The sequence below is a fragment of the Weissella paramesenteroides genome (assembly GCF_036327715.1).
Taxonomy (GTDB): domain Bacteria; phylum Bacillota; class Bacilli; order Lactobacillales; family Lactobacillaceae; genus Weissella; species Weissella paramesenteroides.
Window position 1 is genome coordinate 1,736,154 of the sequence record NZ_CP130559.1, and the last position, 15,929, is coordinate 1,752,082.

Genomic DNA, 15,929 nt, shown 5'->3' on the forward strand with positions numbered 1-15,929 from the left:
ACTATCTTTTTCTAATGAGACTGCTAAAATAAACACCCGCTTCGATAATGGCAATGAAAAATGATACTGGCAAATTTAACCAATATGACAAAACTAATGCAAGCCAAACACCAAGAACTGAAAAGGTGATTGCTAGACCAATAATTTGCCAAACGGTTCGTCCCCAACGCATCGCCGAACTTGCCGGCAAAATCATCAAAATAAAAATCAATAATGAACCAACAATTTGTGCAGAAACCGCAACCGTCACCGCCATCAATCCGAGGAATAACACCTCAACCAGCTGAATATTTTTTAAACTAAAACTCGCCGTTGTATAGTCGAAGGCAAAGTGGCGCAATGGTCGGAACATCATCAAAGTTATCAAAATAACTAATGTCGCTAGGATAATGACCTCCCAGACATCCGTTTGGTTAATACTGAAAATAGAGCCAAACAAAATACCTGTCGCTGCTGTTGCATTTTTATTAGACAATGACAGAAAGGCAATTCCTAATCCAATTGCCACCGCACTAACTGCGGAAATCAGGGATTCCGAACGCTGCTCTTTCATACCAAGTTCACCCACACTCATCGAGGCAACCACTGAAAATAGTAACATACCAACCAATGGTGACCAGCTCATGAACAGTGCAAATGAAGCGCCAGCAAAACCAATTTCACTTAACGTATGTGCAAGAAATGACATTCGTCGAGCAACAATAAATGGCCCAATAAGGCCACTCATGATTGCAATCAATGTTCCGGCAATAAAAGCATGTTGCATAAAAGGAAAACTAAACAAAATTCTCGCCTCCTTCACGTAACTTTGCGATGTCTAATTGGGCAATATTACCATACTCGCTACCTTGCTTTGTTAATAGTAAATATTCATCTGCATATCGCTGCATAATGTCAATATCATGACTAACCATGATCGTTGTTAATTGATAACGTTTTTGATAGGCAGCAACAACATCCATCAGACCATACTTAGCAACATTATCTAAATTTGCTGTTGCCTCATCTAATATTAAGATATTGGGATTTTGAACTAATGCCTGTGCCAAATAAGCTCGCTGTCGTTCACCACCTGAAGCATGGTCAATTCGTTGTTCAGCAATATTAGTTAAATTAGTTATTTCAAGGATATGTTGCAAGCGGCTTTTTTCTTCTTTAGACAACCAAGGTCGTAGTCCTTGATCAAAAGTTAACGCAACAAAGTCCTTAATACGTAATGGGAAAGCTTGCATATCAGGACGATATTGTGGCACATAGGCAATTTTATGTTGTTCTGCATCGTACCACTTGAATTCACCCGTTGTTAACGGTATTTTACCCAACATCGCACGAATCAGGGTCGTCTTACCGACACCGTTATCTCCAATCAAGGCTAGGTTATGTGCTTGGTTTAATTGGAAATCCACTTTTTGATAGAGCCATCTGTTATCAAATTTGATACCAATGTTCTTTCCATCTAAAATCATCATTTTTGTAATGCCTCATTCAATGCATTTAATTGTTGCATCTGCCATTCTATATAAGTTGTATTAGCTGGTTTAGTCTCACGTGCTTTCACAACAGGTACACCATGTGCCTTGGCATAGTCAACACCTTGCTTAGCCAATTTGCCAGATGCCTGTGGGTTGTCAATCACAACAGCAATTTTACCTTGGTTAATTAGGTTCTGCCACTCTCTAACATCACTTGGTGTCGGATCATCGCCTTCTTCAATGGCACGAGCAAACTTTTGATCTTGCATGTTAGCACCTAAAGCTAATAATGTATTATCAAATACTGGTTCAGTTGCCAGTAACTTTTTACCAGTTAACTGCACCTTCACTTGATTTTGCAAATCGACTAATTTCTTAGCCTTATCTTGATAAGCTTGCGCGTTCTTTTTAAAGTATGCTGCCTTCTTTGGCAATAATTGACTATATTGCTTTACCAATTGATTAGTCAAGCGCGTCGTAATATCTGTCTTGTACCAAAAATGTTCATTACCACCACTTTCACCATCTTTATAATGATAAAGATTCGCAATATTAATTGTCTTCGCATCTTTATTTTGTTTTGCAAAATTCACACTCCAATTATCAAAGCCACCACCATTGGAAATAATCACATCAGCTTTTTGATATTGTTTAGCCACACTGGTAGTGGGTTCATATTCGTGTGGATCCATATTAGGTTTATTGATAATGCTTGTCACACTACCTTGATTACCTAACACCGCCTTGGCCATCTCACCATAACTGTCTAAACTGGTAACAACGTTAATTTTATCCTTATTTGTATCAACGTTAGTTTCTTGGTTTTGCCATGTGTGATAGAAAATTATGCCTATTAAAACAAAAACTAAGATAATTGGCAACCAGATAAAGCGTAATTTTCTATTTTTCATTTGTTATCTCCCTCTAGACGTTCAGATAGTTCGATTAGAAACCGACTAATAACTGCTTGTTCGCTGTCCGAAAAATTCTCTAATAATTTTTGATATTCATCAACTGTTTCACGATGTCGCTGCGTATGGGCCGTCGCTAATGAAATACCCAAAGTTGTTAATGACCATCGACTAACCCGGCCATCTTCTGGATCCGGAATAACATTCACCATCGGCTCATCACGGATGTACAAACTCTTCATTGCCTTTGTAACTGCTGCACCGGATACATGTAAGGCACGTGCTAACTCAGAATTGGTCTGTGGACCATGCTGAGCCAGTAACATTAATAAGTGTCCTTGGGTGGTGGTAATATCGGTTGTATTCTCTCCAATTAAGACTTCTCGTTGATTTTCAGAAAGTAATTTTAAATGATTTAAAAATTGATCAATCTGTTTTGCATATGATTCTACTGTCATTTTCGCATCTCCTTAACTGGTTAATTAACCAGTTAATAATAACACGCACAAAAAGTTAGTGCAACTCTTTTTAAAAATTAAAAAAAGAGCGAGACAAAAGTTGTTTTGAAGCCGATTGTAACAATAATTAGGTGGTTTTGGTTCGTAGCAAAGCGAAGATCCAGAAATCCCTAATTGTTGTTACAGCAAGGCTTCAGACTTTTGGAACGCATTAAAAAAATCATCGACCCACCAGTTTGAACTTGGTAGATTGATGATCTTAAGCGTATTCTAAAAGACTGAAGCCGATTGCAACACTCTCATCGAAACAAATTTCATTTACTTTTTTTGACTTTGTTCAGCCATTGTTTTCGCAATTAAGCTTGCATATTGTACCGAACCATTTGTATTTGGGTGGACATGGTCATCTCCTAACCATTCCGGATGATCCTTAGCTAGCGACGCCCAGTCAACAATGTGTAAGTTTTTATGCGTTTTTGCTTGTGTACTCAAGAAATTATTATTTTGCGTTACCCAGTCACGACTAGCATAGCCATTAATCCAATAAACTTGACGGTCTTTGCCAACAATATCCATAACCTTATTAAAGTCATTGTCACCAATTAGCCCATTGGTCCCAATTGAAATCACAATATTTTGTGACAATAAGTTTTGACTATCATATGATTGTAAGATTTCTGGCACTGAGTATGGTTGCCGACCAACCGTTGCATTAGCAACTGTGTTTGGCATGAGTTCTTGCAAATCAGGTGCAACATCGACCATAACTGAATCACCAACCGCTGTCACGCGATTATCACGGATTGCTGTAAATTGATCAGCGTTAAGACCATATTTACCCATCAAATCACGCTCTTGTTGTGTTAGTGAATTTGGATTGACTTTTTGGCTAGAAGATTTTGCACTACTTTGCTTACTGTTGGATTCTTTTTGCGCCTTTTTTGCCTGTGCAACTGCTCGTTTATTCGCTTCGTTAATGCGACTTTTATTGCTATCTAATCGTTTTTCAAGCGTGTTTTTGGGTTTCGCCTGTGCCGACTCATTTGCCGAGACAGCATAACCCGTACCGGCAATCAACATAACTGCAACAACTAACATCGCTTGTACGGAGTGTGAACCGAAAAATGTTTTGTACCATGAAGTGCCAGAACCTAAGGCTGGCTTCTTGACCCTGCGGAAAACATTTTCAACATAGCGATAGCTAAGTTCTGATAAAATAAGTACAATAATAATTTTTAAAATTCCCATCAAGAATGTATCATGTTGTGGGACTAGCTTATCAAAGAATACAAAAACTGGTAATTGATACAGATAAATACTGTACGAGCGTGTCCCTAGGTAGTTCAAAAATTTATTATCTAATGCATGACTAAGAAACGATGCTGGATGAGCAGTAATGGCAATCAAACTGGTAATGATTGCGGTAGCAACAAACATCAATCCCATATAAGTTGTACGCCATTCTCCATTTAAGCCGAAGAATGTGATGATTGTTAAAGCTAAAGCAATTGCTCCCAAAGTATTTAAATTACGTTTCACACGCGGCGATAGAATATACTTCATACGCCTTGATGGCCACCCAAAGGCAAGGGCTGCTCCAAATAATACTGCAAATATCCGGGTATCTGAACCATAATAAGCACGGTTGATATTCATGGGATCATATAACACACCGAGCAGAATGGCAGAAATTCCTGCTAAACCAATCAATGCTGCCCCAATAGAAATTCTACGAATACGCAAACCCAGTAACAACATGACAATAATTGGCCAAATCAAATAAAATTGACCCTCAATTGATAATGACCATAAATGCGTAAACGGTGAAGAACCGCCCCACGAATCAAAGTAGGAATCACCATGTTTTGTTGCCCAAATATTATAAATATACAGCATATTACTAACTAAAATTGCTCGTAAATTATATAGTAAATCTCGCGCAAATAGTGCAATATATGTTGCCGTTGCAAATAGCATCATCAAGAGGGCTGGATATAACCTCTTCATACGACGACGATAAAAGCTCAACACATCAATATGCCCATTCCGATCATATTCCTGAATTAATAGATCAGTAATCAAGTAACCTGATAGGACAAAGAACAATGGGACTCCCATCCAACCACCAGGCAAAACTTTTGGCCATAAGTGAAAAATAATTACGCCAATAACCGCAATTGCTCTAAGCCCATCAAATCCAGTAATATAACGTGGCTTATTTGTTACATTTTGGTTCATTTTATCTCTTCCTAAATAAATATTCTACTCTAATAAATTAATAACTTAGATGGACTAATTTTAATTATTATTTAAATAACCGTACCTTGCTAATTTTAGCGCTGTTTTGCAGTCACCACAAACAAAACGTGTCGTGTTGATACGACGCTGCCGGTATATTTTATGCCCATTTTCACACACATATATCCAATATTTTTTGGGTTTCTGCGGCTTAGTGACTGTGGGTGCATATCTCAATCCATCAACTTGTTTTAGTAACTGTTTAAAATTTTTATCACAATGCATATGTGGTAGATGACGAGTATGTAGATGATAATGCACTAATTCATGTTTAATAATGCCAATCAGATTATTTAAATCAAACGCCGTAAGCATTAAGGGATTAATTTCAATATCATGTGTTGCTAACAAATACCGTCCACCAGTTGTACGTAAACGTGTATTAAATGTTGCTTGATGTTCAAAAGGCTGTCTAAACTGCTCGACAGATATTTGTTCAACTAATTGTTGTAACTCTTGATTAGTCATCTGATCACTTAATAATTATAGTTCATCATTTTCATCAGCGCGCATCGTTTCCCTATGTACTGTTTGTCCGTTTCGCACCGCTAGATAAAATTCAGCCATAGTTGCCTGATAGTATGGCACCACGAATATTGCCGCAACGCCATAGGTCAATGCCGAGAAAATCCACCACAGAATAAAGCTCACTTGTAACCAGAATAATTTCATCCGATAACCACGCATCATCTCTTCTGATTTTTTCAAATAAGCCGTGATTGATGAAATTTCACGACCAGCACGCACATCATCAGCATATAATAATGGTGCTTGTGAATAAGAATATGTTTTTATAATGCCAGGAACTATCAGCAAAAATGTCCATAAAACAGTGAAGATAAATCGTAGCCCTAACAAAACAACGATGTCCACGATCGTCCGCTTGCTCCAAAATTTAAAACTCTCTTGTAAGGGCTTCTCAGGTGCTTTACCATTCCGACGCCATTGAACAAATGTCCAAACAACTCCTAAAGTAAAAACACCTAGAATCACTTCAGATAACAGACTCGTGGTAAAAATCTGTGTCGCTGCCGCCATTGATTCCCGTGCTAAATCCGAAGAGTATTGAACGGTCGCGCTATCTGAGTTATTGGTCATCTGATTTGTAGCATCTGATAATGCTTGATTATTTTCACGAACTAATGTGACAATTTGATAAATAATTAAGATAGCCGATAATTTTATAGCTGTACCAAAGTTACTACCAAGCACATGCATTTTCGCTTGTTTTTTTAAATCATAATTTGTAAACATGGGTCACCTTTCATTAGTCAATTTCTATTAAGTTTACCATATCTCAGCGTGCATTTTATGGGTTTTAAACAAACATTATATCTTATTGGCAATCAATTTTTTGTATAACCCAAACACTTTAAATGCTGTATTTTGCCAACCAATTTTTTTGATACGCAATAAAAAAACACCTGTTCAACTGGACAGATGCTTTGATATACGATAACTGGGATAGCTGGATTCGAACCAGCGAATACACGGTACCAAAAACCGATGCCTTACCACTTGGCCATATCCCAATGATTGCGACTTAATTATTTTAGTGCAATTTATTTTTACTGTCAATATTTATTATTGTAAATAAAAAGCCAACAAGCGTAATCGCTCATTGACTCTTTGTAGCTGGGATAGCTGGATTCGAACCAGCGAATACACGGTACCAAAAACCGATGCCTTACCACTTGGCCATATCCCAATAATAATGGGGGCTATAGGATTCGAACCTATGAACCCGAAGGAATGGATTTACAGTCCACCGCGTTTGACCGGACTTCGCTAAACCCCCATATTTGTATCAAGCATTTCTGCCCCGACAACTCTTATATCATACCAGTAAAAAAAATAGATTGCAAGCACTTTTTAATAGTTATTTATTAGATCACAAAAAAAGCCACCAATCTACCAATTCTAAGTCGGTAGATTGATGACCATAAATAAGTTTCAACTATATATAAACTATTTCACACCAGCCATCAAACGTTTGATGCGTGGTACCAAGAATACTAATAGAATTCCTAGTACAACTGAAGCTAAACCAAACCACATAAAGTAGGCAACTTCATTGTCTGGTGAATATAACGTTACTAATTGTGCATTCAATGCTGATCCAGCAGATGAAGCCAGGAACCACATTGACATCATTTGTGACATAAATGCCTTTGGTGCAAGTTTAGTCGTGACTGATAGTCCAACCGGAGAAATCAACATTTCACCGATAATAACTAAAGCCCATGACCCAACTAGCCACAATGGTGACACACGTCCTGAGGTACCAAACAACGTACCTGGTAATGCCATCAATAAGAATGAAGAGCCAGCAAACATTAGTCCAATGGCAAACTTCATTGGTGAAGAAGGCTGATTCTTTTGCCATTTCACCCATAGCCAAGCAAAGAATGGCGTATAAAGCATAATGAACAATGGATTTAATGACTGGAACCAGGCAGCTGGGAACCATGAAGTATCAACACGTTCAGCAGCAAATGTTGCCAAAACAATTGAACCTTGTTCCTCAATGGCCCAGAATAATACAGCCGCTAAGAACAATGGAATGTATGAGAATACGCGAGAACGTTCTTCTTTTGTTACTTTGGCTGATGTTGTCATTAATACAAAGTATGAAATTGGCAAAATAATTGCAACAATGGTCAATAAGTTAACATAGTTTTGTAGACTATTCCAACCCATCAAGTTCATCAAAACAACAATCAATACAAAGAATACAATCCCCAAAATGATCTTAATAACTAGAGGCTTAACTTCCTCCTCTTGTAATGGATCAGGTGCATAATTTGAATCTTCATGTAAATGCTTGCCACCAAAATGGTACTGCAACAAACCAAAGAACATACCAATGGCTGCTAGTGAAAATCCAGCATGGAATCCAACACTGTTTTGTGTCCAACCAACTAACAATGGCGAAATAAATGAACCTAAATTAATACCGAACACAAAGATTGAGAATCCAGAATCTCGAGAACTGTCACTGTCTTCATATAATGACCCAACCATTGAAGAAACATTTGGCTTTAGCAACCCAGTTCCTAATACAATTAGAATCATTGAAATAAACATTGCTGTTGATCCAAATGGTAGTGCCAATGCAATATGACCAAACATAATCAGGACACCACCCCAGAACACCGTCCGTCGCTGTCCTAGAATTCGATCGGCAATAAAACCACCAACAACCCCTGATAAATAAACCATTGAAGCATAAATAGCCATAATTGATGCGGCCGTCGCTCTAGTAATATTTAAATCACCAGTGCTAATTAAATGCCACATGTAATATAGCAAGATGGCTTTCATACCATAGTAACTGAAACGCTCCCACATTTCGGTCATAAATAACGTTTTTAGACCGTAGGGTTGTCCCAGAAATTTCTTTTCCGTTTTCATGATAAAAACTCCTCATTCAAATAAACTGTTCTTCTACTCTGAACATGATGACAAAAACGTCACTTGTTAAATTCTACTTGAATTTATAACTTTCTACAAGCGCTACTATCATTTCCTACTAATTTTTTTATCACTTTTGTTATAATCAATTTATGAGATAGTGTGGTATAAGGAGTTTCTATGACTAAAATTATTGTATCAAGTGATAATCATCTTGACGTTAATAAGCAAGATGTTGAAAAAATACTTGTTCAACAAGCAACAGCGCTTCATAAATTACAACCAGATTATTACCTAATTGCTGGTGATTTATTTAATGATTTCGAAAAGTCATTAAAATATGTTCATGATTTACAAGCTGCTTTGGCAACAGAAACAAAAATATTATTTATTGCTGGTAACCATGATATGGGACGTAATATTTCATTTTCAGAATTAGAAACCAATCTCGATCCACTTTATCTTCATAATCAATATGTTGACATTCCTAATTCTAATTGGCGAATTATCGGTCATAACGGTTGGTATGATTATAGTTTTACGCCTGATATTGATCCCACAGCCATTGTACGTTTCCGTTCGGGATTCTACTATGATCGCGTCATCGATCAGCCAATGAGCGATTTAGAACGAATGGCGTTAGGCCATTATCAAATGAAATTACTATTGGATGATGCCGTTAAACACCACAAACAGGTTATTTTCTTTACCCACTTTGCACCAATTAACGACGAAATTTTTTATCCGAATAATAATTCTCGTTGGGCATTGGTCAATGGTGTCCTTGGTTCAACCAAAACAGGCGAATTACTGGCACAATACAATAATGTCCAACATGTTTTCTACGGACATATCCACGTGACCGTCCCACCACGCAAAAAAAATTTGATTACTTATTACAATCCTAGCGTTGGTTATAATCGCCATAAATTGCAAGAATGGACCGCTGATACTTTTTACCAATCGTGGTTAAACAAAATAATTCAAATAGTGTTGACAAGTAAATAAGTATTCTGTATAGTATATATTCGTTGAGGTGATAATTTAATTATTACTTTTCATACATATGGGGGTTTAGCGAAGTCCGGTCAAACGCGGTGGACTGTAAATCCATTCCTTCGGGTTCATAGGTTCGAATCCTATAGCCCCCATTATTATTGGGATATGGCCAAGTGGTAAGGCATCGGTTTTTGGTACCGTGTATTCGCTGGTTCGAATCCAGCTATCCCAGCTACAAAGAGTCAATGAGCGATTACGCTTGTTGGCTTTTTATTTTGTTCTAAAAATGCAAATAAAAAGTTGAAACAAAAGAAAATGTTCCAACCTTTATTAACTAAAAATATATTATATATAAACACGTAAGTTTGATAATCATCCTGTCAGACATTTCACTGCATTGTTTCAGTTTCAAATTGTGCTGGCATTTTTGCTGATTTGATAATTGTGCCCATGGCAACCAACGTCCCAACCATTAAAATTCCTGCCATACCCCAATCATTTGTAAACTGTGATAATGAAACCATCAATCCTGAGATAATATTACCTACGGGACGAGTTGCTGAGAATGCACCAGAATAAGCACCAATTTGCACAGGATTCATCATGTCTGCACGCATGGTCTGACTTGATGGCACATTAATAATTTCTCCCAACGTGAAAACAACCGAAATCATGACCAATGGCCAGAAATCACGCAACAAAAATGAAATAGCAAAACCAAATCCTTGAATAAATGTACCAATTGCAAAACTTCGAATTAACGGCCAACGATTAGTATAACGATTGATCCAATTCATCACCAACACAATCATGACAGTATTTATTACTAGCATAAATGACAGCATACGTTGTCCATAAAAATGAATACCCATGAAGGTGTAATCATGGAAAGATTGCGTTAAGTGAGCAGCTAAATAAAAATCTGGCTGTGAATAGATAACAACTGCAAAAATCGAGCCAAACATAAACAATACGTAGCGCTTATCAGATAACACTTGCCCATAAGATTTGACAGCACTCCAAACGGATGAGTTTGCGTGTACATTATCCATATTCAGCGTCTCCGACATACCAAACTTAATGATTGCCGCATTAATTATGCCCACGACAACCGAACCTAACAACAGTTCAAATAGATAATCACGGAAGAACCAACCACCAATGGCTGCCCCTAACATTACACCAATATTAATAATCCAATAAATCAACGCATAGACAAACTTTCTATTTTTTATCGTTGATGCATCAATCATCATTGCTTGTTCGGCTGGGTCTGCTAATGACGAACCAATTGATGCCATCAAAAACCCGATAAAAGTGATGTATGGATTCGTAAACCATGGTGCATTCATTAACATAGCCAATGCGTAGCCAGATATAATTAATGCCGACCCGGTCAACATTGTTCGTTTACGTCCCCATACATCCGATAAATGACCGCCATACAATCCGGCAATAAAACCAGCCACAGAAACAACCATTAACAAAAATCCAGATACAAAAGCACCAAAATATTGCACATAATAAATTGTCATATTGGGGCCAATTGAACTACCAAGTAAGACTGTTAAAAATACGGTTAACGTTCTTAGCTTTAAATTTCGATTTAAAGCCATAAATTCCTGCATAACAAAACCCCTCCCATACTTAAAACTCAAATTGTACCCATATTATCACAACCTCAGGTCCCTTGTCCCCTTTTCCTCAATAGTTTTAATTTATCAAACAGTAAATTTTTTTAGACCAGATATAACTATCATTTAGTTTCATGGTCTAGGTGTGATATAATATTGAGGTAAAATCTACAATGATATGAGGTTACAACTAATGACTGTAAATACGTTGAAAAAAAATAATTTTGAAGACATCGTTTTCCCACATTGGGATGACCTACCAAATTTTGACCTCTATATGGATCAAGTCGTTGAATATATCAATCAGGTGTTAGCACCACTTGAAATGCCTACTGTTACTTCAACGATGATTAACAACTACGTCAAAAAAAAGATGATTTTAGCACCTGTAAAGAAGAAGTACCAAACACTACAAATTGCTGATATTTTGATTATTTCATTGCTAAAACCAATCTTTTCATTGGATCAAATTCGAGCAGCAATCGATCAAATCACCGTTGATGATTATCCCAAAAAAGCTTATGACTCATTTGTTGATACGCTACTAGGATTTTTCAAAAACCCAACTAATCAACCACTGGAAGGCGTATCATTGGAAACGCAACTCATGCAATCTGCTGCTAGTGTGCTTTTCCACAAACTGGAAGCTGAAAAAATTCTAAGCACTTTGCAACAACAACATCCTATAAAAGAAGTTCCCACAACTAAGTAATAACCGCGTCTGGGACATAAATGTGTATAGATGAAAAAGGAGGCTGGGACAGATGTTGTCTCAGCCTCTAATTTTTGTGCTAAAAGATATTAATTTGGTAATTCATCGTCTTCCGGTGTTAATGGCAAATTAATAATAAAACTAGTGAGTTTATCATCTGATTCAACCCGCACTTGACCACCATGAGCATTGACAACCCCATTGACGATGGCAAGTCCCAATCCTGTACCACCCGTTTTCGTATTGCGCGAACTTTCAACACGATAGAATCGGTCAAATAGGCGCTTGATTGATTCATCAGGAATTTTAGCACCATTATTCGTCACGCGAATCTCCACTTGATTCTCTTCAGTGACTGCCTTTGCAGATAGGCGGACAAAGGTTGCCCCTTCACCATACTTCAAGGCATTATTGATCAAATTCATAAATACACGCGCTAATCGATCAGGATCACCGACCATTTCAATAACAGCCGGATTTGACACAGCAGAAATGACAACACCCTTTTGTTCTGCCTCGAGCTCGTAATTCACCGCAAGTTGCTGTAACATAGCTGCCAAATCTAACGGCGCCCAATGAAGTTTAAAGTCGACTTGATGAACTTGTGTATAATCAAATAAATCTTCAACCAATGATTTCATTTGACCGGACTTATCAAAAGCTGTTTGCGCATATTTCATAATTTCCTCACGGCGCAATTTTTGTTGGCCATTATCATTAATAATTAACCCTAAATAGCCTAAAATCGATGTCAATGGTGTTCGTAAATCATGTGATACATTCGTCACCATTTCATCTTTCGAACGCTCAATCTCATGTTCTTCCATCATCGCTTGTTGCGCCGCTTCAAATACACCGTTAATATTTTCCGCTAATGGTTGCAAACGATGGCCCCAACGTTTAACTTCCAACCCTTTACTCTTTGTATCACCCACTTGTGGCACTAATTTATTTACTGCTATTATCAACTCTGCTAATTTTGTTCGTTCATAAAACTGCCACAGCAGACCCAGCCAGATAATTAATAAGATACCTCCGACAATCGTAACAGTTGCTAGCGATCGTTGTGATATGTTAATTAGTTCTGATACTAAATTATTTGTGTGCCAATGCGGTTGCATCATGAGAATGATACCAATTCCCATGCATACAAAAAGCAGGGCGGAAACCACTGCTTTGACCGTTAACTTTAGCCAACTCAGTACTCTTAGTTTCATCCCCACTGCCTTTCTGTATTAAAGTACTTCAATCTTGTAACCAACACCCCAAACAGTTTGCACAACTTGGTTACCATCAGTTGCATCTTCCAACTTATCACGCAAATGTGACACATGGACCATAACCGTTTTAGCTGAAACAACGGATTCTTGCTGCCAGACACGTTCAAAAATGTCATCAGCACTGAACACTCTATTTGGATGTGATGCTAATAAGTACAAAATACCAAACTCTAATGCTGTTAAATTAATGTCAACACCATCAGCAGTTCGTACTTCATGACTATCCTTATTGATTGTCAATGGACCAACATCTAATACTTCTGGCGTGGCTTGTGCCAACCCATTTTGGGCACGACGTAATAATGCTCGAACACGAGCCATGACTTCTAATGGATTAAATGGCTTGGTCACATAATCATCAGCACCTGTAATCAATCCTTGGATCTTATCCATAGCACCTGATTTTGCTGACAATAATAAAATTGGTACTGGGTTGTCTTTACGAACCTCTTTCAAGACCTCTGTACCACTCATCTCAGGCATCATGATATCTAGAATAATTAGTCCAATATCAGGATTTGTTCGGATTTTTGTAAGTGCTTCTTTACCATCGCTAGCAATAACTGGCTCATAGCCTTCATTTTTCACATAGATTTCTAGCAATTCCGCAATTTCATGGTCATCATCAACAATCAAAATCTTCATTAATTTACCCTCACTGCTTCTTTAGCTATTTCTTTTGAGATTGTGGCTGAGCATTCGCTCCAAGGAAGCCACCCTTAATTCCTGTCTTTGCACGCCAATAGCGGAATCCTAGGAATGCAATCACTGCAATGACAAGATATACCCAACCTGGTAGTAATGGGTTGATTACTGCTGGCAAGAAGGCAAAGCCTAGATATGCTAAGAACCAAATTGCAAAAGCCCCAACTGTAACAATTGCTTTTTTCCAAAATGATACACGCTTGCCGTCTCGACGTGGTGCAAGTGTTAATGTAACAGCTGAGAAGAAGATACCACCTAAGATCGATGTCAAAACCAATGAAGTAATACCGGCTGCTCCAGCAGAACCAGCTGATGATGATTTCACACCACTAAACAATAACGTTAGCCCAAACATGAAACTAAACATCATAAAGAAGGCAATCGCATTATCAATTGCAAGTGGCCAAAAGCCATAGCTTGCATAACCGCGATTATCATCACTCTTTTCTGCCTCAGTCTTCATTCCCATTGCTTCAGCTGGTGAATTATATAATTGCTTTGCTGTGACCCCTGTTTTTTGAGCAGTCAGTAATTTTGCACCAACTTCTGTAATCAACTGTGCCTTTGACTCATCCCCATTAGCAAGAATTACCATCTGACGAATAAATTCCTGATTACGATTGGTCAATCCTGATGTTGCCAGTTCTTGCACTGTTGGCAGCGTTGGCTTAGGCGCTTGTGATTGTGTTTGTTCCTTTGACTCTGTCATAATTTTCCCCAATTAAACGTTAAACAAGAATTCAATGATGTCACCATCTTGTACAACGTATTCCTTTCCTTCTGAACGTCGACGACCAGCTTCTTTAATCGCCTTCATTGACGCATATTTGTCCAAATCTTCAAATGACACCGTTTCAGCACGAATGAATCCACGTTCAAAATCTGAGTGAATAACTCCCGCAACTTGAGGCGCTTTCATACCTGCTCGGAATGTCCAAGCACGTGTTTCCTTACCCCCAGCAGTGAAGAACGTACGTAGGTCAAGCATATGATAAGCAGCGCGAATCAAGCGATTCAAACCGGGTTCCGAAATACCTTGTAGTTCCATAAATTCTGCTTTATCTTCATCATCCATTTCAGCAATTTCTTCTTCAGCACGGGCAGAAATACCAATTACATCTGCACCCTCTGATTCTGCATATTGCTTAATTTGTTGATAATATTCCGATTCTGAAGGATCAGCCATGTCATCTTCTGAAACATTAGCAACATACAGGACTGGCTTTGAAGTCAACAAGAACAAATTATGAATAATTTTTTGTTCATCTTCATCCCAGTCAATTGACCGAGCAGGCTTACCAGCTTCTAATGCTGGTTTCAATTGTTCTAAAACGGCTAGTTCAGCAATAGCTTCTTTATCTTTAGCTGACTTAGCTGATTTTTCAACCCGGCTGTAACGCTTGTCAATAGACTCTAAATCAGCCAATACTAACTCTGTATTGATCGTTTCAATGTCTTCTAATGGGTCGACCTTACCAGAAACATGGGTGATATCATCATCATCAAACGCACGTACAACATGCACGATTGCATTGACCTGGCGAATATTTTCTAAGAATTTATTACCAAGTCCCTCACCTTGCGAAGCACCCTTTACAATACCCGCAATATCAGTAAACTCGAATGTTGTTGGCACAACCTTGTCTGCTGGAATCAATTCTTGAATACGATCCAAACGATCATCAGGTACTTCAACCATCCCAACATTTGGTTCAATGGTTGCAAATGGATAATTCGCCATTTCTGCACCCGCTTTAGTAATTGCATTAAATAAAGTTGACTTACCAACGTTTGGCAAGCCAACAATTCCTGCTGTAAGAGCCATTTTATTTACCCATCTCTCTTTTCATTAATCTTGTGCACTCTTTAATACACGTTTAAATCTTTTGTCAAAATCATGTCGTGTCATGACAACCTGTCGTTGACATCCCTGACACACAATCTTCATATCAGCACCGACACGCATAATTTGCCATTCATTCACACCACATGCATGCGGTTTTTTCATTTCAACAATATCATGTAAGTTGTACATCACTGCCCCCA

Annotated in this window: 16 protein-coding genes and 5 tRNA genes; 4 read left to right on the forward strand and 17 right to left on the reverse strand. The window is 38.0% G+C overall.

Annotation, left to right across the window (positions count from 1 at the left end; translation table 11 throughout):
- Position 1: 1 nt before the first annotated feature.
- The 11 genes from QRX23_RS08725 to QRX23_RS08775 all read right to left on the reverse strand — a co-directional run bounded on the left by QRX23_RS08725 (position 2) and on the right by QRX23_RS08775 (position 8,553).
- Positions 2–784 (reverse strand): metal ABC transporter permease, encoded by a 783-nt coding sequence (locus tag QRX23_RS08725; protein ID WP_330155320.1) that lies wholly within the window; start codon positions 782–784, stop codon positions 2–4.
- Positions 777–1,469, reverse strand: a complete 693-nt coding sequence (locus tag QRX23_RS08730; protein ID WP_330155321.1) for a metal ABC transporter ATP-binding protein — start codon at positions 1,467–1,469, stop codon at positions 777–779. The genes QRX23_RS08725 and QRX23_RS08730 overlap by 8 nt, the downstream gene beginning before the upstream one ends.
- Entirely contained in the window at positions 1,466–2,383 is a 918-nt protein-coding gene (locus QRX23_RS08735; protein WP_330155322.1) for a metal ABC transporter solute-binding protein, Zn/Mn family, read from the reverse strand. Before QRX23_RS08735 ends, QRX23_RS08730 begins: the two co-directional genes overlap by 4 nt.
- Positions 2,380–2,841, reverse strand: coding sequence for a MarR family transcriptional regulator (locus QRX23_RS08740; RefSeq protein WP_140836532.1), 462 nt, complete (start codon positions 2,839–2,841; stop codon positions 2,380–2,382). The genes QRX23_RS08735 and QRX23_RS08740 overlap by 4 nt, the downstream gene beginning before the upstream one ends.
- 318 nt (positions 2,842–3,159) lie before the next feature.
- On the reverse strand, positions 3,160–5,079 hold the full coding sequence (locus QRX23_RS08745) for an acyltransferase family protein (protein ID WP_330155323.1): 1,920 nt from the start codon (positions 5,077–5,079) through the stop codon (positions 3,160–3,162).
- Positions 5,080–5,139: 60 nt separating this feature from the next.
- Positions 5,140–5,607, reverse strand: a complete 468-nt coding sequence (locus QRX23_RS08750; RefSeq protein ID WP_330155324.1) for a SprT family protein — start codon at positions 5,605–5,607, stop codon at positions 5,140–5,142.
- Positions 5,608–5,622: 15 nt separating this feature from the next.
- Positions 5,623–6,393, reverse strand: a complete 771-nt coding sequence (locus QRX23_RS08755; protein ID WP_330155325.1) for a DUF975 family protein — start codon at positions 6,391–6,393, stop codon at positions 5,623–5,625.
- Between the two features lie 205 nt (positions 6,394–6,598).
- Positions 6,599–6,671 (reverse strand) — tRNA-Gln (locus QRX23_RS08760).
- Between the two features lie 103 nt (positions 6,672–6,774).
- A tRNA-Gln gene (locus tag QRX23_RS08765) sits at positions 6,775–6,847 on the reverse strand.
- A 7-nt stretch (positions 6,848–6,854) separates the two neighbouring features.
- Positions 6,855–6,937, reverse strand: a tRNA-Tyr gene (locus QRX23_RS08770).
- Between the two features lie 170 nt (positions 6,938–7,107).
- Positions 7,108–8,553, reverse strand: a complete 1,446-nt coding sequence (locus tag QRX23_RS08775; protein WP_002828092.1) for a peptide MFS transporter — start codon at positions 8,551–8,553, stop codon at positions 7,108–7,110.
- A gap of 180 nt (positions 8,554–8,733) precedes the next feature.
- On the opposite strand from QRX23_RS08775, the gene QRX23_RS08780 reads away from it, so the two are divergent.
- The 3 genes from QRX23_RS08780 (at position 8,734) to QRX23_RS08790 (ending at position 9,784) form a co-directional block, all read left to right on the forward strand.
- Entirely contained in the window at positions 8,734–9,561 is an 828-nt protein-coding gene (locus tag QRX23_RS08780; RefSeq protein ID WP_330155326.1) for a metallophosphoesterase, read from the forward strand.
- A 60-nt stretch (positions 9,562–9,621) separates the two neighbouring features.
- Positions 9,622–9,704: transfer RNA gene (locus QRX23_RS08785), tRNA-Tyr, on the forward strand.
- Positions 9,705–9,711: 7 nt separating this feature from the next.
- A tRNA-Gln gene (locus tag QRX23_RS08790) sits at positions 9,712–9,784 on the forward strand.
- Between the two features lie 157 nt (positions 9,785–9,941).
- On the opposite strand, the gene QRX23_RS08795 is transcribed toward QRX23_RS08790, so the two are convergent.
- A complete protein-coding gene (locus tag QRX23_RS08795; protein WP_330155327.1) occupies positions 9,942–11,180 on the reverse strand; it encodes an MDR family MFS transporter in 1,239 nt (412 codons plus the stop codon).
- Positions 11,181–11,379: 199 nt separating this feature from the next.
- On the opposite strand from QRX23_RS08795, the gene QRX23_RS08800 reads away from it, so the two are divergent.
- Positions 11,380–11,898: a DUF1836 domain-containing protein gene (locus QRX23_RS08800; RefSeq protein ID WP_050755312.1), complete on the forward strand. Its 519-nt coding sequence runs from the start codon at positions 11,380–11,382 to the stop codon at positions 11,896–11,898.
- Between the two features lie 89 nt (positions 11,899–11,987).
- On the opposite strand, the gene QRX23_RS08805 is transcribed toward QRX23_RS08800, so the two are convergent.
- The 5 genes from QRX23_RS08805 to QRX23_RS08825 are packed head-to-tail and all read right to left on the reverse strand — an operon-like array spanning position 11,988 to position 15,918.
- A complete protein-coding gene (locus tag QRX23_RS08805; protein WP_330155328.1) occupies positions 11,988–13,115 on the reverse strand; it encodes a sensor histidine kinase in 1,128 nt (375 codons plus the stop codon).
- Between the two features lie 18 nt (positions 13,116–13,133).
- Positions 13,134–13,823, reverse strand: coding sequence for a response regulator transcription factor (locus tag QRX23_RS08810; RefSeq protein WP_330155329.1), 690 nt, complete (start codon positions 13,821–13,823; stop codon positions 13,134–13,136).
- A gap of 25 nt (positions 13,824–13,848) precedes the next feature.
- Complete coding sequence (locus tag QRX23_RS08815; protein WP_330155330.1) at positions 13,849–14,592, reverse strand: DUF1129 domain-containing protein; 744 nt, start codon at positions 14,590–14,592, stop codon at positions 13,849–13,851.
- Positions 14,593–14,604: 12 nt separating this feature from the next.
- Complete coding sequence (ychF, locus tag QRX23_RS08820) at positions 14,605–15,708, reverse strand: redox-regulated ATPase YchF (RefSeq protein WP_002828099.1); 1,104 nt, start codon at positions 15,706–15,708, stop codon at positions 14,605–14,607.
- Positions 15,709–15,732: 24 nt separating this feature from the next.
- Complete coding sequence (locus QRX23_RS08825) at positions 15,733–15,918, reverse strand: DUF951 domain-containing protein (protein ID WP_040760599.1); 186 nt, start codon at positions 15,916–15,918, stop codon at positions 15,733–15,735.
- Between the last annotated feature and the right edge of the window lie 11 nt (positions 15,919–15,929).